This window comes from Mycolicibacterium neworleansense (genome assembly GCF_001245615.1).
GTDB classification, from domain to species: Bacteria; Actinomycetota; Actinomycetes; order Mycobacteriales; family Mycobacteriaceae; genus Mycobacterium; species Mycobacterium neworleansense.
In genome coordinates this window covers 189,767-208,666 of the sequence record NZ_CWKH01000002.1, presented here as the reverse complement: position 1 = coordinate 208,666, position 18,900 = coordinate 189,767, and the positions used below count along the sequence as shown (strand labels likewise).

The following is an 18,900-nucleotide window of genomic DNA, read 5'->3' as shown; positions in this document are numbered from 1 at the left end:
TATGAAGATTTCGATCGTCGACGGCCCGGGCCACACCGATGTCGTCGAACGGCCCGACCCGACCGTGGGGCCAACGGACGTCTTGGTGAAGATACGGGCGTGCGGGATCTGCGGAACTGACGCGTTCTACATCTCGATCGGTGGCCTGCCTCCGCATCAGGGTGCCATGCCATTGGGACACGAGCCCGCGGGCGAGATCGTCGCGGTCGGCAGCGATGTGACCGATCTCGCGGTCGGGGATCACGTCGTTGTCGATCCGATGGCTTCGCCCGATGACATCATCGGAAATGGCGGTGCGCGTGGAGCTCTGGCAGAGCTGCTGCTCGTCCGCGATGCGGTCCGGGGCAAGAGCCTGGAAGTCATCCCGGACTACGTGCCGTTCGAGGTCGCTGCACTCAACGAGCCCATGGCCGTTGCCCGGCATGCGGTCAACCAGGTTGCGCCTGGTCCGGCTGACAAGATCGTCGTCTTCGGCGCCGGTCCCATCGGGTTGGGTGCGGCGATCGCGTTGAAATCACGAGGGGTAGGCCACCTTGTCGTGGTCGATGTGCTCCCAGCCCGGCTGGACAAGGCTCTCAAAGTCGGTGCCGACGCGGTGATCAACTCCGCCGAGGACGATCTTGCTGCCAGGCTGACCCAGCTTCACGGGTCCGGCGACTCCGTATGGCCGGGTAAGGCGGGCACCGATGTATACCTCGACGCCGCGGGTGTTCCGGCCGTGATCGACAGCGCCTTGGGGTTGGCGAAGCGAGGCGCCAAGCTGGGAGTGGTTGCGGTACACAAGGAACCGGTAACAGTGGACCTGATCAACGTGATGAGCAACGAGATAACGATCATCGGTTCGATGGGGTATCCGACCGAGATTTTCGAGGTCACCCGCGACATTGTTGCGGACTGGGAGAAGTACGCGGTGATCGTCAGTCATACCTTCGGATTCGACGATGTCGACAAAGCCTTGGGCCTGGCTGCCACCCCGGGCGCTGCCGACAAGATCGTCGTCACCTTCGACTGAGGAACTGGCCCTCAGAACGAAATGGGGTGCGCGAACTTCGCCCGCAGCAACGCGCCGGTCTCGGCCAAGGCCAATCGGCCGCGCGCGGTGGCATCCGAGCGCATCAGAAAGCCGTGATACATACCGGGATAACGCGTGACGGTGGTTTGGACTCCGGCGTCACGCAACCGGGCGGCGTAACGTTCACCCCAATCCCGGATCGGGTCGCACTCCCCGGTGACGACGATCGCCGCCGGCAGGCCGCTCAGGTCGGTCGCATAGGCTGGAACCTGATAGGGGTCTCGTGGCACTCCGCCGCTGCGGTCGACCAATTCGTGCATGTAGACGATGTCTTCGTTGCGCAGCAGCGGCGACGCCGGCATGGCTGTGATCGAATCTGCGCCCATGTCGCGGTCGAGGCCGGGGTACAGCAGCACCTGGACGCAGATTCGCGGACCGGCATGATCGCGGGCCGCCAATGCCACTGCGGCAGCCAGTGATCCGCCGGCGCTGTCTCCGACTACGGCTAGCCGGTCGGCGTCGAGACCGAGGTGATCGGCGTTGGCGGCAACCCATTCGGTGGCGGCATAGGAATCGTCGAATTGGGCCGGTGGCGGAGCTTCCGGTGCCAGCCGGTAGTCGACAGCCGCGACGGCGGCGCCGCTGGCGCACGCCAATTCACGGGCGAGGGGCTCGAACGAATGGTTGGAGCCCATCACCAGTCCGCCGCCGTGCAGGTACACGAGCACCGGTAGGCGGGGCTCGCGGCTGGGCCGATAGAGGCGTAGCGGTATCGGACCGGACGGGCCCCTGGCCTTCATGTCTTCAATGCCGGCCATGGGCGGCATCTCCGGAAGGGGTGCGGATTCCAGGCCCTCACGGACGGCGGCGAGGCCGCGGGACCGCATGGGAGCTATCTCGCCGAACGATGCCACCCGTGCGGCGGCATCGGGATCAAGTGGTGGATAATTCATTTCAGTTCTTTGCCGGGTCGAAGCGGCGCTCAGTCCGCAAACGGGGCGCTTCCTGGTTGCTCAATACGCGAGCCCGTTCCGCCATGGCAGACCCGACGTAGTCGGGCTGCGTGAGCAGGTAGAACCGGCCTTCGGCGGCCTGGTCGAACACCACCTCCGCCGCGGCCAGCGGGTCCATCGCCTCGGCCTTGATGTCGAGCATCGCGGTGCGTTGTCCTTCGGCCGCGCCGGTGTCTCCTGTGTCTACCCCGCCCGCGGATTCGAAGATGCTCGACACCACGGCACCCGGTAACACCGCCTGGACGTGCAGGTGGTGGTCGTGCCCGGCGGACCGCACTTCCAGATGCAGGCATTCGGTCAGTGCGAGTACCGCGTGCTTGCTCATGATGTAGGGCGCCTGCAATGGAACCACGGCGACACCGCCGATCGAGGACAGGTTCCATACCCATGCCGGGGCGTCCGTGGCCATCATCTTCGGCAGGAACGCCCTGATGCCGTGGAACACGCCACTGATGTTGATGTCGACGACGCGTTGCCAGTTGGAAACCGGGGTGTCCCAAAGGTATCCGAATTGCTCAATGCCTGCGTTGTTCACCAACAGTCGCACCGGTCCAAGATTGCGACAGACATCATCGGCCAGTTCCTGCATCGCGGCGGCATCACGCACATCGCAGACCACGTCGGTCGCCGCTCCGCCTGCGGCGTCGATTTCTTCGCGGAGGCCCGCGATGGCCTCGGCATTGACGTCGACCAAAACCACCGTCATACCCAACTGGCTGGCGTACCGGGCCAGGCCGGCGCCGATTCCGGCGCCGGCTCCCGTGATGACGGCGACGCCGCCACTGAAGATCTCTCGGGCGCTCACGCGGATTGCGCAGCCGCGGCCTTGGCGGTGTGCTCGGCGAGCGGCACCGAGTCCTCGGCGTCGAGCACGACTTTCATGGAGGTGAAGACCAGACCGTCTGCCGAACGTCGGATGCCGGCATCGACGACTCCACTTGACACCGCGAACGGAACATTGTTCGTGATCTGGTTGACGAACAGATAGAACCGGACGTTGGTGACCCCGCCGTCGGTTCCCGTGCGGTACACGTTGGTGATGTGATGGCGGCACGGGTACGGATTCACGTTGCGGTGCTCGATGAGCCAGGCCAAAGTTTCGGCCTTGCCGTGCAACTCGGCGGCGAGCAGGTCCTCGAACGGGCACGCCCCGGAGTCTGAACGACTCAGGTACTCCATCTCGTCCCCGATGCGGGGGCCCAATTCCTCGAAGTGGCCCTGGTCGTAGTGGAACCAGAAGCCGGAGATGAATTCCTGGACGTCAGGCAGGGTGATCTCGTTGCTCATGCCGGCAGTCAACCCGGGATGTGGCGCCGGTAACACCACCGTTGACCGGTCAGCGGAACACAGAAACCGCTAATGGCCGGCGATCAACGCCCAGAGTTGCCTGCCGCCAGCCGCAACGGCTGCCGAGGCAACCTGTTGGTCCCAGAAGCGCACCGAGCCGAATTCCGACCGCCAGGCCAGCGCGGCGCGGGTGTAGGTGTGCAGTCGATGTTCGTGGGTGGTACCGATCGCGCCGTGAACCTGGTGTGCGTTGCGGGTGACCACCGAGGCGGCGTGCCCGGCACATGATCGTGCGGTCGCGATGTGGAAGTCGAGATGTGTTGATTGCCATCCAGTTCCGACGGCGGTGTGCAGCGCAGCTTCGGTGGCGGCCCGGGCCAGCGCTGACTCTGCCGCTGCATCCGAAATCAGGTTCTGAATCGCCTGGAACTTGCTCAAGGGACGTCCGAACTGAACACGTGACGCCACGTGTTCGATGGACACCGCGACTGCACGCTCGAGAGCCGCGCACACCTGGATCGCCCGTATCAACGCAGCCTTGCGACGGAGTTGGCTCACCAGTTCGTGGGGTACCGGATAACCGGTGATCCCTGCGGTGTCGACACGGACGGTATCGCGTGGTTCGCCGATCAAGTTGGTGCCGGGCTCGACCACAACGTCGGCAGGGTCGACGTCGGTGAGCTGGTACTGGTCGCCGGTCGGCCGGAGGACGACGATCCGTTCCACCTCACCGGCCCAGGGCACAGATGTGGTGGAGTCGCCGTCGCGCGGTGCCATGGACACCGTCCGCACCGCGTCGTCGATCGGCAGGCCTACGGTTTCCAGCAGCCAGCCGGCGAGCAAGTCGTGTTCGGCCAGTGGGATGCGAACGCCGTGACGAACTGCGGCACTGAGCAACTCAGCGGCCTCGAACCAGCTCGCACCGCTTCCTCCGGACTCCTCGGTACCGGTCAGCCGGACCAGCCCGAGTGCATGGAGTCGCTGCCAGAGTGCGCGGTCGTACGTGATGCGCTCGCCCGGGCGCGCGGTGGGTGCAGTCTTGCGGTAGTCGGAGAAGACGCCGTCGATCATGGCCGCCAGATCGGGATCCACGGTCGATGGCGGGCTCGGGGCGAGTTCGGTTGTGTTCATCGCATACCCAATCCGCGCGCGATGACACCGCGCAGCACTTCGTTGGTACCGCCGCGCAGCGTGAAACCGGGGCGCTGGTCCACTGCAGTGGACACCAGATGGCCCCATCCCGGTTCCGCCTGCGTATCGTCTCCGGTCCGCAGGTCGGCGTAGTCGGCGATGTCGCCCTCGACCGTGGTTCCGAGAACCTTCACGACTGCCGCGGGCACGTCGGGAGTCTCACCGCGCTGTAGTGCACCGGCCACCGCGGTCGACATGTGATGCAGACCGGCGACCCGCGCCACCAGGCGCCCGAGCTCGCCATCGGGGGACCCCTGTTGGCCGGCAATAAGGTCAATGCCCTGGCTGAGCAGCGGGAAGGTCGACAGGAATCGTTCGGGGCCGCTGCGTTCGAAGCTCAGCTCCGAAGTCACCTGTGCCCAGCCGTTGCCGATCTCGCCGAAAACCCTGGCGTTGGGGACGAACACCTCGTCGAGGACGACCTCGTTGAAATGATGGCCATCGTTCATCGACACGATGGGGCGGACCTCCACCCCCGGCGCGTGCAGGTCGACGATGAACTGGCTCAGTCCGGCATGGCGGTGCGCCGGATCCACTGGTTCGGTGCGGGCCAGCACGATGAACGCATGCGCGCGATGCGCTCCCGACGTCCACACCTTGGTGCCGGTGATCGACCAGCCGCCCTCGGCGCGCACCGCACGGGTGCGGACGCTGGCGAGATCAGAGCCTGAATCCGGCTCGCTCATGCCGATTCCGAAAAAGCACTCGCCTCGCACGATGCGGGGAAGGAACGTGGATTTCTGTTCCTCGGTCCCGTATTTCAGGAGCGACGGCACAATCTGGCGGTCGGCGATCCAATGGGCCGCCACCGGGGCGCCTGCGGCCAGCAGCTCCTCGGTCACCACGAACCGCTCCTGAAACGAGCGGCCATGGCCGCCGTAGTGTGCGGGGACCGTCATGCCCAGCCAGCCCTGCTCGGCCAGGGCTGCGGTGAAGTTCTCGTCCCAGCCGCACAGCCAGGAATCGACCGACGGCGTGAACGTACCGGCGGCCAACTGCTCGGCGAGGAAGCTGCGGACCTCCCGGCGTAGCTGGTCCAGGTGTGCGTCGTTCACGATGTCCGCCACTTCGCGATGCGCTGTTGGTGCTCGGCGTCGTGATGGGCCAGTGGCTGCATCGCCGCCGCCATGGAGAGCGTGGACTCCAGGGAGCCGGTAATCGATTCCTGCAACAGGCGCTTGGCCATCCGGAGCGCGTGCGGTGGATTGACCGCAATCCGGTCCGCGAGCGCACGCGCCGCGCTCAGTAGTTCGTCATGAGGGACCACCCGGCTGACCAGCCCCCATTCCAGAGCCGTCGCAGCGTCGATCCGTTCGCCGGTGAACGTCAGTTCGGCGGCGCGGGCGTAGCCGATGGCGCGAGGGAGGAACCAGGTGCCGCCATCGCCCGGGATGAGGCCGAGCTGCACGAAGCTCTCGGCGAATGAGGCCCGCTCGGAGGCAAGCCGGATGTCACACATCATGGCCAGGTCACCGCCGGCCCCGATGGCGGCACCGTTGACCGCGGCAATCAGTGGAACCTCAAGTCGCCCGAGCGCACGCGGGATCCGTTGGATCCCATCGATATAGGCCCGCCGCTGGTCGATGGCGTCGAGTCCGAACATGCCCTGCCGGTCGGCCATCTCTTTGACGTTGCCGCCGGCCGAAAAGATCTTTCCGGCACCGGTGAGGATGACCGCACCGACGGAGTTGTCAGCGTTGACTGCATCCACGCCGGTCTCGAACGCCGCGATGATGTCCTTGCCGGTGATGGCATTGCCGATGTCGGGAAGAGTGATAGTCCAGATCTGCACCGGACCGTCGGTCTGGACGTCCAGCGGCGAAGTAGTCACGAGCGCTCCTTCAGCTGAAGCGATTTGGTCTGCAGGTATTCCTCGAACCCGAACCGGCCCAGCTCCCGGCCGATGCCGGACTTCTTGTAGCCGCCGAACGGAGCTGCCGGGTTGTAGGCGCCGCCGTTGATGTCGAGTTGACCGGTCTGCACCCCGCGGGCGAAGGCAATCGCATCGTCGTCGGTGGCGCCCCACACCGCGCCGGACAGCCCATAGGAGGTGCCGTTGGCGATGCGAAGTGCGTCCTCGGAGCCGGAGTAGGGGATCACAGCCAATACCGGACCGAACACTTCCTCCTGACCGAGTTCGGAATCGGGATCCACGTCGGCGAACACCGTTGGTGCAAGGAAGAACCCGACGTCCCGGATCGGCTCGGCGCCGCCGGCCAGCAGTCGGGCGCCATCGCGCTGCGCACGCTCGATGAAGCCGCGAACGGTGTCGAACTGCGAGCGTGACGCCGACGGCCCGATCCTCGTGGCGGGGTCCCTCGGATCTCCGACGGTGTAGCGAGCCACCGCACCCTCGATCAGGTCGAGAGCCTCGCCGTAAAGCTTCTGCGGCACAAGCATTCTGGTCCACGCCATGCAGGTCTGCCCGCCGTTGAGGAACGCATTGCCGACGCCGACCTTGACCGCGGTGGCCAGGTCGGCGCCCTCGAGGATCACGTTGGCCGACTTGCCGCCGAGCTCTAGTGCGACCTTCTTGATCGACTGACCGGCCAGTTCGCCGACACGTGCCCCCACACCGGTGGACCCGGTGAACGAGACGAAATCCACGTCGGAGTGCGACGCCAGACGCTCACCGATGACCCGACCCGGACCGGAAACGACATTGATGGTCCCGGGCGGCAGCCCGGCCTCTTCGCATGCCTCGACGAACGCGAACACGGACAGGGGAGCTTCGTTGCTGGGTTTGAGTACGACGGTGCATCCCGCGGCGATGGCCGGCAACACCTTGGCGACCACTTGATAGAGCGGATAGTTCCACGGCGTGATGGCCCCGACGACGCCGTAGGGCTCTCGCAGGATCAGCGAGTTGCCGATGCGTTCTTCGAATTCGAAGGTATCCAGCACCTTGGCGAAGCCTCTGGCCACCGCTAGCGGCACCTGTGTCTGCACCGTCTGGGCGATGCGAACCGGGGCGCCCATCTCGGCAGTGATGAGATCGGCGATGTCGGGCAGTCGCTTCTCCATCGCGTCGATCACCCGGTGCAGTCGGTCCTTGCGTTCGGCAACGGTGATCAACGGGTCGAATGCTCTGCGAGCTGAGGCGACCGCAGTGTCGACGTCGGCGACATCGCCATTGGGAACGTGGCCGATGACGGCCTCGGTTGCCGGGTCGACGACGTCGATGACACCGCTCCCGGACGGTGTGACCCACTGGCCATCGATGAACAATGTGTCGTGTTCGAAATTGGGCACGGTCATCCTCAACTGTGTCTAGGGCGTGATGCTGGCGCGGACATCGCGCTTGCCGTCGGCCGCGGCGAATGCCTGGTTGATGTCATCGAGCGAGTACGACGCCGCGGCAAGCCGCTCGAATGGCAGCTGGTGCTGATGCCGTTCGAGGAACGTCAACGCGCGCGACAGCACCGCCGGGTCATAGAGGGAGACCCCGACCATGGTCTTGTTGGTGAATACGAAGCGGGACGGGTCGAACGCGAACGTCTGGCCCATGTTGATGTTGCCGATTTCGACGTAGCGGCCGAACTGGCCGAGCATCTGCAGGCCCTCGTCGATGGCTGACGGGTGCCCGACGACCTCGACCACCACGTCGGCGCCGTGGCCGCCTGTCAGCGCGCGCACGGTTTTGGCGCGGTCGCGGGGTGTGGACACCTCGTTGAGGTCGATCACCGAGTCGGCACCGAAAGCGGTGGCCAGCTCCAGACGTTCTGCCACGCCATCGATCGCAATCACGTTGGCCGCCCCGCGCGCCTTGGCGACCGCGACCGCATAGAGGCCCAGCGCGCCTGCGCCCTGGACCACGACGTGCTCACCGAGTTGCAGGTCGACACGTTCAAGGCCATACATGACCTGTGACAGAGCGCAATTGGCGCCGGCAGCGACGTCGTCGCCCACGCTGTCGGGGACGGTGTAGACCACTGCGCCGGCCGGGAGCAGGTAGTAGTCGCCGTAGCCGCCGACGAAGTAGGGCGGCTCGTCGGCTCGGCCCAGCATCGCCATTTTCAGGTTGAGGCAGGCGTTACGGCGCCCCGCCAGACAGTTACGGCACGTGTGGCAGCAGTAGAAGTAGGGGAACACCACTCGCGTGCCTTCGGCCAAGGGTTTGCCGTTGGAGTCGGCGGATACCCCGTCGCCCAGCACCTCGATAGCGCCCACCATCTCGTGACCCAACACGGTCGGTAGCTGTCCACCCAAGCCGCGCGTGGCGAAGGTGCCATGCCAGGCATGTACATCTGAACCGCAGATGTTCGTCCGCAGGACCCGGATCAGGATTTCGCCGGGCCCGACCTCGGGCAACATGACGGTTTCGATCTGGAATGGCTTGCCGGGCTCGTCGAATCGCGCGATCCGTCCCTTGTACATCGTGTATCCCTTCAGTTGCTTGTGAATTCGAGACCGAAACGCTGCCGCAGATCACGTTTGAGCAGTTTGCCGCTGGGGTTCTTCGGCAGTGAGTCGACGAAGAACACCTGTTTGGGAGTCTTGAAGCCGGCGAGATGTTCACGGCAGTGACGCAGGACTTCTTCTTCGGACAGGCTGGCCCCGGTCCGGGTTACCACTGCGGCGACCACGGCCTCCACCCAGACCGGGTGTGCCACTCCGAACACCGCGACTTCTTCAATCCCATTGTGTCGATAGAGAACTTCTTCGACTTCGCGGCTGGCGACGTTCTCACCGCCGGTTTTGATCATGTCCTTCTTGCGATCGACGACATGCAGGAGGCCGTGTTCGTCGTAGAAGCCGAGATCCCCGGAATGGAACCAGCCACCGGTAAAAGCCTCGGCGGTCTTGTCCTCGTCGTCGAGGTATCCCAGCATCAAATGTGGGCTGCGGTGGGCGATTTCGCCGACCGTCCCTGCTCCCACCGGGACGTCGTTCTCATCGAGGATGACCGTTTCGACGTTGACCACCGGCCGGCCCGCAGCCCCCGCATGAGCGTCCTGTTCATCAGGTCCCAGCGCAGAAGCAAGGGGCGCCATCTCGGTCTGGCCGTAGAAGTTCCACAGCCGTAGGTTGGGTAGACGCCTGCGCATCTCGTGCAGGATCTCGGTCGGCATCGGTGAGGCGCCGTAGTACCCCTTGCGTAGGCTGGACAGGTCGACCTCGTCGAACACCGGACAGCGCAGCAGGCTGATCCACACCGTCGGTGGCGCAAAGTAATTGGTGACGCCGTGGCGCTCGATCGTCCGCAGTACCAGCTCCGGATCCGGCCGAGGCAGGATGATGCTGGTGGCACCCAGGTAGATGTCGGTGGCCAGGAAGTTGTCCAACTGCGCGCAGTGATACAGAGGCAGGGAGTGGATCTCGACGTCGTCGCCGGACATCGAGCCGGCCACGATGGTGCTGATGTACTGCCACATCAAGCTACGGCTGCTGTGCATGACGCCCTTGGGACGTGATTCGGTGCCGCTGGTGTACATCAGCCGCATCAGCTGGTCGTCGTCGAGGCGGCAGTCAGGGGTGGCGGTGGTGGTGGTCAGCCAGTCTGCGAAATCGGTCCATCCCGGGGGACCTGACTGCCCTTCCGGGACCAGCGCCGCCTTGGTCCGTACCACCGAATCGATCTGCATCGCCTGCTCGGCTGCGGGGATGAGCTCGGCCTCGACGATGAATCCTGCCGCCCGGCTGTGGCCGAGGATATACGAAACCTCTTCTGGTGTGAGCATGAAATTGACCGGCACAAGGACAACGCCGGCGCGGGCAGTGGCGAAGGTCAGTACGGCGTATTGCCAGCAGTTGCGCGACAGCAGCGCGACCCGGTCACCCGGAAGCAACCCGTTCTCGTGCAACGCGGCGGCCGCTCGGTCCACCAGATGATCGAACTCGGCGAAACTAAGGACGACGTCGCCGTCGACGATGGCAGTCTTGCCCGGTTGCTTGCGTGCCGACCGCCGGGGGATGTCGGCCAGGCTGTGGCTGCGAGCCTGGGCGATGACGGCGGCAAGGTCGTCAGAGTGCATGGAGCGGAGAGTAGGCGTGATACCGGCCGGCGCGGTGGTTCGTCTCCCGCTCAGTAGACAGGGTGGGCGCGGCAGGCAGTTGAATCCTTCGATACTCGAATCCATGACCGCTACCACTGAATCGTCGTCACTCGCGGATCGCGCCTCAGACCCGGATGTCTTGCGCGCCCACCTTCTGAAGGCCGATCCCGGTGTTCTGGTCGCGGTGCTGGCGCAGATGACGGGTGACCCGTCGGTCATCGATCGGTATGCCGCCAAGGTTGACCACGTTCCGGACCCGCCCGAGCGGGCCGGGACGACTGATCCGCGGACGGCAGAGGAGCTGGCCGACGAGATCATCGCCGCGCTCGGCCGTCCCCGGGGGGCCGACGCAGTGGCTGTCGATGACCGTGATTTCTTCGTCAGGTTGCTGCCGGTCGCGCTGGGTGGTGCTGTCGACGACGAGCACGTGGATCTGCTGCTTGAGCAAGGCGGTTTCCGGCCGTCGCACCCGACGCTGCCGCGCACCACGCCGATTCCATCGTCCACCACCGTGGCGATCATCGGCGCCGGTATCGCTGGTATCGCGGTTGCGCTGGCCGCTGCCGAAGAGGGGGTGCAGTTCGAGATCTTCGACCGCAACGATGAGGTGGGTGGCACCTGGTTGACCACAACGTATCCGGGCATCGGGGTGGATACGCCATCGGCGTATTACTCGCTGTCGCGCGAGGTGAACCCGGACTGGTCGAATTACTATCCGCAGGGCGCGGAGTACCAGGCCTACCTTGTCTCGCTGGCCGACAAACACGACCTGCGTCGCCATATCCGCTTCGGCACCGAGGTGGAGGCACTGTGGTGGGACGAGCAGCGTCAGCAGTGGCAGATCCACTCCCGTGTCGCTGACGGAACCCGGAGCATCGACTACGCGACCGTCGTCGTCACCGCGGCCGGCTATCTCAACCGACCGCGACTTCCCGACATCGAGGGACGAGACACCTTCGCCGGCACCAGCATTCACTCCGCCCAGTGGGACCCTGCACTGGAACTGGCAGGCAAGAAGGTGGCCATCGTCGGCGCAGGTTGCACAGCCGTGCAGATCGTCGACGCCTGTGTCGACGAGGTGGAGCACCTGACGGTCTTCCAGCGTCAACCGCACTGGGTCGCCCCGCGTAGGCGCCTTTCCGACGAAGTCCCCGAACATCGTCGTTATCTGGGCAAGACGCTGCCCTACTACGCGATGTGGCACCGACTCAAGTCGTACTGGGGGACCGCGGACAACAACTACCCGGTCATTCTGCGGGACCCTGAGTGGTCTGAGACCCACCTGTCGATCTCGCCGGCCAATGACGTCCTGCTGAAGATGTGTCTCGACTACATCGACCAGACTTTCGGCGCCGGAACCGAACTGGCGCGGAAGGTGACGCCGGATTTCGCTCCGTACGGCAAACGGATCATCCGCGATCCCGGTGGCTACTACGCTGCCTTGACCCGCGACCACGTCGACGTCGAAGCCAGTGAGCCCGCCCAGATCAACGAGAGCGGCATCGTCACCACCGACGGCCGTCAGATCGACCTCGATGTCATCGTCTACGCCACCGGCTATCACCTGGATTTCCTGTCCACCATCGATATTCGGGGCCGCGACGGCAGGACTCTGGTCCAGGAATGGGGCGACAGCCCCCGTGCCTATCGCGGGGGTGCCGTTGCAGGGTTCCCGAATCTGTTCATCACCTCGGCACCGAACTACAGCCCGGGCCATGGTGCAGGTGCCAATTTCTCGATGGAAGTGTTGGCGCACTACATCATGGAATGTCTGCAACTGATGGCCTTGCGCGGGGCGTCGACGATGGAGGTCACCCAACGTGCGTACGACGAGTACGTCGCGGGGATAGACGAGGCGATGCAGCGCACGGTCTGGTGCCATACGCCCAACGCCCACACCTACTACCGCTCAGGGTCGGGTCGCGTTGTGGTGGCCACACCGTTCCGGCTGGTGGACATGTGGCAGCAACACCGGGCGCCGATCGAAGAGGATTTCGTGCTCCGATGAGTCAGATGCTTTCCGGCAGAACTGCGTTGGTGACCGGCAGCAGTCGCGGCATCGGACGCGCCATCGCTCAGCGCTTGGCAGCGGAAGGCGCTACGGTCGCGGTGACCGCACGTGCCTATACCCCCACACCGTCCACGCGGGCAGGGATCACCGAGGCGATCCCGGGCACGATCGAGGAAACCGTGGAGCTCATCGAACGGGCCGGCGGGTCGGCTTTCGGGCTGGCCGCCGACCTGGAGGACAGCGCCGCCCGCGACGGCCTGATCGGAGCGGTGGTTGAGCGCACCGGCCGGATCGACATTCTGGTCAACAACGCGGGCTATGCCGACTATTCGATAGTCGAGGACATGCCGGTGGAGACCTTCGACCGCACCGTCGAGCACTATCTGAAGACACCATTTGCCTTGACGAAAGCCGCGGTGCCACATATGCGCGAACGGGGTGCCGGCTGGATCGTCAACATCGGCTCGGTCACCGGAGTGGCCCCGGTCCGGCCCTACCGGGATTACAACAAGACTGCCGGCGACGTGATCTATGCGTCGTGCAAGGCTGCGCTCCATCGGCTCACCCAAGGCGTTGCCGCTGAATTGCTCGACGCCAATATCGCGGTGAACTGCGTTGGACCGTCCACCGCAATCCGCACTCCCGGGGCGGCATCTCTGATTCCGGACAGCTTTCCGACCGAACCTGTTGAATACCTGGCCGAAACGGTCCTGGCGATGTGTCACCTGCCCGCAGCCGAGCGCACTGGACTGGTGGCGTTCAGCCTGCACTATCCCTGGTCGCAGCATCTGGCTGTGCACTCACTCGACGGCAGCACCGTATTGCCGCGCTTGCAGCCGCCGGCATCGGCCAACCCCAACATCCTGCCCGCGGGGGTGTAGTAGCGGTTTGTTCGGCGCCGATTTTGTCGGTGGTCGGTGCGATTATGGGGGCATGTCCTCGGTGACAGCTTCTTTGGACGGCTCCCCGGTGTTGCCGGGTGACCGTTTGGAGGTGCTGTTCGAGGAGTTGTCGCAGCTCTGTGGGCAGCGCAACGCCATCGACGGGCGCATCGTCGACATCGTGGCCGAGATCGACCGCGACGAACTGTGCGGGATCACCGGCGCTCGCTCGGTACCGGCCATGGTGGCCTGGAAAACTGGTGTCTCACCGGCCAACGCCGAAACTTTGGTGGCTGTGGCGCGGCGCCGCGAGGAATTCCCCCGCTGCACCGATGCTTTGCGCGAGGGCCGGCTGTCCCTGGATCAGGTCGGGGTGCTGGCCAAGCGCGCCGCGCCCGGTTCGGATACGCACTACATCCAGTTGGCCGAGAACGCCACCGTGCAACAGCTCCGTACCGCGGTCAAACTCGAACCGTGCCCCGAACCCGAAGCCAATCCTGAACCGCAGCGGTTCTTCAACAAGGCTGAGGGCGACGGGTACACCACGTGGCGGATCCGGCTGCCTCGGGTGGAAGCAGCGAAATTCGACGCCGCGATGCAATCGCACCGCGATGGGTTGATCGCCGACTGGAGACGTGACCACGGCGAGGATGACCGGGACACCGACGGGGATCGCGGCGAGGGTGTTCAGGCGCGACCGTTCCCTGACAATGTCGACGCCTTCATGAGCCTGATCGAAGCCGGCTGGGACACCGAAGTGGCGCGCCGCCCGCACGGTCAACACACCGCCGTCGCGGTGCATCTGGACATCAAGGACCGCATCGCCGCACTACATCTGGGTCCGGTGCTCACCGACGAGGAACGCCAATACCTCTTGTGTGACGCCACCTGCGAGGTATGGCTGGAACGCAACGGTCAGCCCATTGGCGCGGGACGGGCCACGCGGACCATCAGCCGCCGACTGCGCCGCGCCCTGGAACACCGCGACCATTGTTGTGTGGTCCCCGGCTGTGGGGCAACACGCGGCCTTCATGCCCATCACATCGTGCACTGGGAAGACGGCGGCGCCACCGACCTCGAGAACCTCGTGCTCGTCTGCCCGTATCACCACCGGGCACACCATCGTGGCCTCATTGTCATCGCCGGGCCCGCTGACCATCTCGTCGTCACCGATCAAACCGGAAAACGATTACCCGGCGGGTCACTGGCCCGCCCGCCGACCACACCCTTACCCGACGTCCCGTCTTACCGCGGCCCGATGGGCGAACGCGCCGACTGGTGGTGGTACACACCGTTCGAACCACCCCCACCCGCAGCCGCTTAGGCGGGAGGTCAGGAGAGCACGGGAGCGGGAAGGTCGCAGAAGCTGTGGCATACCCGGTCGCGCACAATGATGTCGGTGGTCTCGGGATCGAACCAACGGTCGACCACCGCCCAGTGGATCGGGTGCATGAGGTATGGCCCCATCAAGCCGTCCACGTCGGTGAATTCCTGTTCGAAGACGTGGGTCCAGTCGCTGGTCCCGATTGCCTGCTCGACCCGGCTGAGCTGCCATGCGGCGATGGTGGGGACGTATCGGGGCATCATCGACAACTCGCTTTCGAATGCTGCGACGGTCTCGGCCTCTACCTCGTCGGGTACACGCAGCAGGAGTGCGCGGTACACGGTGCCACTGCCGCGGCGGAGCGGAGCTCCCTGGTAGGTCACTCCATTCACACGCATGATCGCCGGGTCCGCCAGTGAATCGTCGAAATCGCTCTTCTGCCAGTCACCTTCGTTTGCAAACCGCAGATGGACCAGGATATCGCCACCATTGCGTGAACCCGGCAGGGTCGGCTCTACCAACGCTCTCGACGCTCCGCTGTGTTCGGCTGCATCGCGTAGGACGCCCAGGATGCGGTCGCGGTCGGACTCGTCGACGTCGAGCAAGCGGGTGACCCCGAGTGTGGCAGCACCGGCTGATGCGATCGGCAGGGTGGGTGACACATCGGTGATGGAGTCGGCAGCGGAAGCCACTTCGCGGCTGCGTTCCACCACCAGATCGGTGATGCTGTCCCACCACCGCGCAACGGCAGGGTCGGGCCGGCCCTGCCAGGTCATCTGCCACCAGGCCCGGGGGCTGGGCAGCGTCCAGGTAGCGGTGACCACGTTGGATCGGTCTTCAAACCAGATGGGCGGGCTGACCACGACGTCGCGCAGCGTCATGCCGCGATCACGGGCACCCGGGGCATACCCGGCCAAGTAGGCGTCGATGAACTTCTGGGCGCAGCCCGGCCTTGTGACTACCCGATCGACGACGAAAACCTCAGCCATGAACCGAGATTACGATCGGCCGCCTTGACGGCGGCACAGCGTTCCCGGCCATCGGGAAACCACCGTTGACGGCATGGTGTGTCGGCGCGATGGTGTGGCGATGACCGATCCGTTCGCCCCCACCCAGCTTGGACCAGTAACCCTGCGGAACAGGGTCATCAAGGCCGCCACATCGGAAGGTCGATCTCCCGACGGTCTCGTCACCGATGACCTCATCGACTTCCATCGCAGCTTTGCCGAGGGCGGCGTCGGTATGACCACCGTTGCCTACTGCTGCGTGTCGCCGCAGGGTGCCAGCGCGCCGGGGCAGATCGTCATGGACGGCAAGGCGCTACCGGGACTGCGCCGGCTCACCGACGCGGTGCACGGTGCGGGAGCTGCGATTTCGGCTCAGCTCGGGCACGCCGGCGTGGTGGCGCAGAAAAAGCTGACCGGCGTCACCGCGGTGGCGCCGAGCCGATTCGTCAACCCCACCTCCTTCGCCTATTGCCGCGAGATCACCCGCGCCGAGATCGCGCGCGTGATCGACCAGTTCAGCGCGGCGGCCCAGGTAGCGGTCGATGCCGGATTCGATGCCGTCGAACTGCATTTCGGGCATCTCTATCTGCCCAGTTCGTTCCTGAGTCCACTGATCAATCGACGCAAGGACGAGTACGGCGGTGACATCGACAACCGATCGCGGTTCGTACGGGAGATCGCGGCACGCGTCCGCGAGGTGGTCGGTGATCGGGTCGCGGTGATCGCCAAACTGGACATGGACGACGGGCTTCCGGGCAGCATCTGGATCGACGAGGCGTTGCGGACGGCTCAACTTCTCGATGCCGATGCCACCCTTGACGCGATCGAGCTGACTCAGGGTTCGTCGGTGTACAAGCCCATGTACCTGTTCCGTGGCGACGTCCCGGTCAAGGAGTTCGCGAAGGTGATGCCGGCGCCCTTGCGCCCGGCCATCAGGCTGGTGGGCAAGCAGACGATGGGGGTCTACCCGTATCGAGACCTGTACATGCTCGACGCCGCCCGGCAGTTCGTGCCGTTGATGCGCAACACCAAACTGATTCTGCTGGGTGGCATCAACGATCGCGAACACCTTGAGATAGGCATGCGGGAAGGGTTCGACTTCTTCGCCATGGGGCGGGCGCTGTTGCGGGAACCGGACCGGGTCAACGCGATGATCGCCGAACCCGCGTCACGCGGCCGCTGCAATCACAACAACAAGTGCATGGTGACGGTGTTCGGTCGTACCCACTGCGTACTCGACCCCGAGCAACGGTACGGTGCCGTGCTACCGGCCGAGCAGCTCACCTAACGCGTCGCCGGCCTGTCGCCTCGCCTGGTGCGCGATGTCGAGCATCGGCATCGTCATGAATCCGTGGATGCCACCGTCGAACGCGCACCGCACAGTCGGTACCCCGGCCGCCTCGAGGGCATCGGTGTATGCGATGCCCTCATCCCGCAGTGGATCGTGGCCCGCGAGTACGACAACCGCCGGCGGCAATCCGCCGAGGTCGCCGTGTAGCGGTGAGGCATAGGGGTTTTGGCGGTCCGTGACGGCGGGTACGTACTGGTCCCAGTACCACTGCAGCGCCGGTCGAGGGTTGTAGAAGCCCCGGCCGAAAAGTTGGTAGGACTCGGTGTCGAAGTCCGCGGCAATCACGGGATAGAGGAGCAGCTGAGCGGCCAGGTCCGGCCCGCCGCGGTCACGGGCCATATGCGTGGCGACCGCAGCCAGATTGCCGCCTGCGCTGTCACCGCCCACAGCGACGCGGGACGCATCAGCACCGAGTTCGACGGCATGATCGACGGCCCAGCGGAGGGCCGCGTAGAAGTCTTCGGCCGCGGTGGGCCAGCGATGCTCGGGGGCCAGCCGATACGCGACCGAAACCACCACGGCAGGAATCAGATTCGCCAAGTTGCGACACAAGCCATCGTGGCTGTCGAGATCGCAGAACACGAACCCGCCACCATGGGCATACACCAGCATGGGCAGTGGTTCGGGAGCATCGGGGCGGTAGACCCTGATGTCGATGCGCCCGTTGTCGACTGCCACCTGGTGGTCGTCGACGTGTGCGATGAACTCGGGCTGCGGGTTTGCGACGAACCGGCTGCGGATCGCTTCACGGGCTTGTGCGCCGGTCATCGTGTGTACCGGCGGAAAGCCCGAATCCAGTGTCTCGATCAGACCCGCGATCTGTGGATCTAGGTTCATGCCGGGAGCAGGGTGGCAGAGGTCCGCGGCCCGGCAGAGCTGCCGACGCGCAACGGCCGGAGGGGTTGCAAGGTCGGGGCCACTCGTTGTGGCCCATCTTCGGCGTTGCGCCAGATGCCCATCGCCGTCATGCGAACGGGAGCGGCCAGGCGCTGGTCGAACGTCATCCGGTTCATGGGGCCGCACACCGAAACCGCGGCGACCGCTGCTCCGGCCGGTCCGATCGGTGCAGCCACACAGCCAAACCCGACCAACGATTCTTCCCGCTCGAATGCCACGCCATGGGCACGGACCTTTGCGAGTTCGGCGGCAAGTTGCCGTTCGTTGGAGATCGAGAATCGTGTACTGCCTGAAGTCAAGTCGATGTCCACCGGTGGGTTGTCGGCCAAGATGGCCTTCCCGACCGCCGTACAGTGCGCCGGCTGTCGTCCTCCGATACGAGTCGGAATGGCTGTCACCATTTGGCCACCGATCTTCTCCAGGTACACCACGTCGGCCGCATCCAGCACGGCCAAGTGGACCACGAGCCCGGTGGCCCGGTGCAGGTCGCGCAACAAGGGAATCGCGGCCCGGTGGATGCGGTCCTGATGCAGTGCCAGCGACCCCAGCTCCACCAGCCGCATGCCCAACTCGTAATCGCGACCGTCGCGTCGCAGCCACCGCAACTGGACCAGGCGCTCCAGGATCCGATGGGCCGAGGAGCGGGGCAATCCGGTGCGGCGCACGATCTCGGCCAACGTGAGCCGGCCCGGTCCGTTGAAGACATCGAGGACCAGGGAAACCCGGTCGATGACAGCGTTGGGCGTTTCGCCCGCCTTCTCGACAGCCATTGTCATGAGGGACCTCCCGCTTGGTGTCATATGCCTGGGCCACATATGACTATTAGTCATATGACTGTTTGTAGCATATTGGTGTGGGTGCTGTCACATGATTGATGGAAAGCGATTGCCGTCACGGCAAAGGCCCCGCCGTGAAACGACGGGGCCATTG

General features: G+C 65.0%; 17 protein-coding genes. 5 read left to right on the top strand and 12 right to left on the bottom strand.

What is annotated here, in order from left to right:
- Window position 1 precedes the first annotated feature (1 nt).
- Window positions 2-1,012: a zinc-dependent alcohol dehydrogenase gene (locus BN2156_RS16720; RefSeq protein WP_090516164.1), complete on the top strand. Its 1,011-nt coding sequence runs from the start codon at window positions 2-4 to the stop codon at window positions 1,010-1,012.
- A gap of 11 nt (window positions 1,013-1,023) precedes the next feature.
- Here BN2156_RS16720 and BN2156_RS16715 read toward each other — a convergent pair whose 3' ends face one another.
- The 9 genes from BN2156_RS16715 to BN2156_RS16675 form a co-directional block, all read right to left on the bottom strand.
- Window positions 1,024-1,965, bottom strand: coding sequence for an alpha/beta hydrolase (locus BN2156_RS16715; protein ID WP_090516163.1), 942 nt, complete (start codon window positions 1,963-1,965; stop codon window positions 1,024-1,026).
- A gap of 1 nt (window position 1,966) precedes the next feature.
- Complete coding sequence (locus tag BN2156_RS16710; protein ID WP_090516162.1) at window positions 1,967-2,830, bottom strand: SDR family NAD(P)-dependent oxidoreductase; 864 nt, start codon at window positions 2,828-2,830, stop codon at window positions 1,967-1,969.
- Window positions 2,827-3,312 carry a polyketide cyclase gene (locus tag BN2156_RS16705; protein WP_090516161.1) on the bottom strand — a complete coding sequence of 162 codons (486 nt, stop codon included), beginning with the start codon at window positions 3,310-3,312 and terminating at the stop codon, window positions 2,827-2,829. The genes BN2156_RS16710 and BN2156_RS16705 overlap by 4 nt, the downstream gene beginning before the upstream one ends.
- A 69-nt stretch (window positions 3,313-3,381) precedes the next feature.
- The gene (locus tag BN2156_RS16700) at window positions 3,382-4,443 is read right to left on the bottom strand and encodes an acyl-CoA dehydrogenase family protein (protein ID WP_235625378.1); all 1,062 of its coding nucleotides are present in this window, start codon (window positions 4,441-4,443) and stop codon (window positions 3,382-3,384) included.
- Entirely contained in the window at window positions 4,440-5,558 is a 1,119-nt protein-coding gene (locus tag BN2156_RS16695) for an acyl-CoA dehydrogenase family protein (RefSeq protein ID WP_235625377.1), read from the bottom strand. The genes BN2156_RS16700 and BN2156_RS16695 overlap by 4 nt, the downstream gene beginning before the upstream one ends.
- Entirely contained in the window at window positions 5,555-6,334 is a 780-nt protein-coding gene (locus BN2156_RS16690; RefSeq protein WP_090516159.1) for a crotonase/enoyl-CoA hydratase family protein, read from the bottom strand. The genes BN2156_RS16695 and BN2156_RS16690 overlap by 4 nt, the downstream gene beginning before the upstream one ends.
- The gene (locus BN2156_RS16685; protein WP_090516158.1) at window positions 6,331-7,761 is read right to left on the bottom strand and encodes an aldehyde dehydrogenase family protein; all 1,431 of its coding nucleotides are present in this window, start codon (window positions 7,759-7,761) and stop codon (window positions 6,331-6,333) included. Before BN2156_RS16685 ends, BN2156_RS16690 begins: the two co-directional genes overlap by 4 nt.
- Window positions 7,762-7,773: 12 nt before the next feature.
- Window positions 7,774-8,880: a zinc-binding dehydrogenase gene (locus tag BN2156_RS16680; RefSeq protein WP_090516157.1), complete on the bottom strand. Its 1,107-nt coding sequence runs from the start codon at window positions 8,878-8,880 to the stop codon at window positions 7,774-7,776.
- Window positions 8,881-8,891: 11 nt separating this feature from the next.
- The gene (locus BN2156_RS16675) at window positions 8,892-10,478 is read right to left on the bottom strand and encodes an acyl-CoA synthetase (RefSeq protein ID WP_090516156.1); all 1,587 of its coding nucleotides are present in this window, start codon (window positions 10,476-10,478) and stop codon (window positions 8,892-8,894) included.
- 103 nt (window positions 10,479-10,581) lie between these two features.
- On the opposite strand from BN2156_RS16675, the gene BN2156_RS16670 reads away from it, so the two are divergent.
- The 3 genes from BN2156_RS16670 to BN2156_RS16660 are packed head-to-tail and all read left to right on the top strand — an operon-like array spanning window position 10,582 to window position 14,715.
- Complete coding sequence (locus tag BN2156_RS16670; RefSeq protein WP_090516155.1) at window positions 10,582-12,507, top strand: flavin-containing monooxygenase; 1,926 nt, start codon at window positions 10,582-10,584, stop codon at window positions 12,505-12,507.
- Window positions 12,504-13,391: an SDR family NAD(P)-dependent oxidoreductase gene (locus BN2156_RS16665; protein ID WP_090516154.1), complete on the top strand. Its 888-nt coding sequence runs from the start codon at window positions 12,504-12,506 to the stop codon at window positions 13,389-13,391. The genes BN2156_RS16670 and BN2156_RS16665 overlap by 4 nt, the downstream gene beginning before the upstream one ends.
- 52 nt (window positions 13,392-13,443) lie before the next feature.
- Window positions 13,444-14,715: an HNH endonuclease signature motif containing protein gene (locus BN2156_RS16660; RefSeq protein ID WP_090516153.1), complete on the top strand. Its 1,272-nt coding sequence runs from the start codon at window positions 13,444-13,446 to the stop codon at window positions 14,713-14,715.
- A gap of 8 nt (window positions 14,716-14,723) precedes the next feature.
- On the opposite strand, the gene BN2156_RS31540 is transcribed toward BN2156_RS16660, so the two are convergent.
- Complete coding sequence (locus tag BN2156_RS31540; RefSeq protein ID WP_090516152.1) at window positions 14,724-15,704, bottom strand: Dabb family protein; 981 nt, start codon at window positions 15,702-15,704, stop codon at window positions 14,724-14,726.
- 100 nt (window positions 15,705-15,804) lie between these two features.
- Here BN2156_RS31540 and BN2156_RS16650 point away from each other — a divergent pair, with 100 nt between their 5' ends.
- Entirely contained in the window at window positions 15,805-17,010 is a 1,206-nt protein-coding gene (locus BN2156_RS16650; RefSeq protein ID WP_090517425.1) for an NADH:flavin oxidoreductase, read from the top strand.
- On the opposite strand, the gene BN2156_RS16645 is transcribed toward BN2156_RS16650, so the two are convergent.
- The gene (locus tag BN2156_RS16645) at window positions 16,987-17,910 is read right to left on the bottom strand and encodes a LipP1 family hormone-sensitive lipase (RefSeq protein WP_090516151.1); all 924 of its coding nucleotides are present in this window, start codon (window positions 17,908-17,910) and stop codon (window positions 16,987-16,989) included. The two genes, BN2156_RS16650 and BN2156_RS16645, sit on opposite strands and share 24 nt — an antisense overlap.
- Window positions 17,907-18,746 (bottom strand): IclR family transcriptional regulator, encoded by an 840-nt coding sequence (locus BN2156_RS16640; protein WP_090516150.1) that lies wholly within the window; start codon window positions 18,744-18,746, stop codon window positions 17,907-17,909. The genes BN2156_RS16645 and BN2156_RS16640 overlap by 4 nt, the downstream gene beginning before the upstream one ends.
- Window positions 18,747-18,900: the final 154 nt, after the last annotated feature.

Coding starts and splice junctions, on each gene's coding strand:
- BN2156_RS16720 (WP_090516164.1), top strand. CDS start 2: ATGAAGATTTCGATCGTCGACGGCCCGGGCCACACCGATGTCGTCGAA.
- BN2156_RS16715 (WP_090516163.1), bottom strand. CDS start 1,965: ATGAATTATCCACCACTTGATCCCGATGCCGCCGCACGGGTGGCATCG.
- BN2156_RS16705 (WP_090516161.1), bottom strand. CDS start 3,312: ATGAGCAACGAGATCACCCTGCCTGACGTCCAGGAATTCATCTCCGGC.
- BN2156_RS16700 (WP_235625378.1), bottom strand. CDS start 4,443: ATGAACACAACCGAACTCGCCCCGAGCCCGCCATCGACCGTGGATCCC.
- BN2156_RS16685 (WP_090516158.1), bottom strand. CDS start 7,761: ATGACCGTGCCCAATTTCGAACACGACACATTGTTCATCGATGGCCAG.
- BN2156_RS16680 (WP_090516157.1), bottom strand. CDS start 8,880: ATGTACAAGGGACGGATCGCGCGATTCGACGAGCCCGGCAAGCCATTC.
- BN2156_RS16675 (WP_090516156.1), bottom strand. CDS start 10,478: ATGCACTCTGACGACCTTGCCGCCGTCATCGCCCAGGCTCGCAGCCAC.
- BN2156_RS16670 (WP_090516155.1), top strand. CDS start 10,582: ATGACCGCTACCACTGAATCGTCGTCACTCGCGGATCGCGCCTCAGAC.
- BN2156_RS16665 (WP_090516154.1), top strand. CDS start 12,504: ATGAGTCAGATGCTTTCCGGCAGAACTGCGTTGGTGACCGGCAGCAGT.
- BN2156_RS16660 (WP_090516153.1), top strand. CDS start 13,444: ATGTCCTCGGTGACAGCTTCTTTGGACGGCTCCCCGGTGTTGCCGGGT.
- BN2156_RS31540 (WP_090516152.1), bottom strand. CDS start 15,704: ATGGCTGAGGTTTTCGTCGTCGATCGGGTAGTCACAAGGCCGGGCTGC.
- BN2156_RS16650 (WP_090517425.1), top strand. CDS start 15,805: ATGACCGATCCGTTCGCCCCCACCCAGCTTGGACCAGTAACCCTGCGG.
- BN2156_RS16645 (WP_090516151.1), bottom strand. CDS start 17,910: ATGAACCTAGATCCACAGATCGCGGGTCTGATCGAGACACTGGATTCG.
- BN2156_RS16640 (WP_090516150.1), bottom strand. CDS start 18,746: ATGACAATGGCTGTCGAGAAGGCGGGCGAAACGCCCAACGCTGTCATC.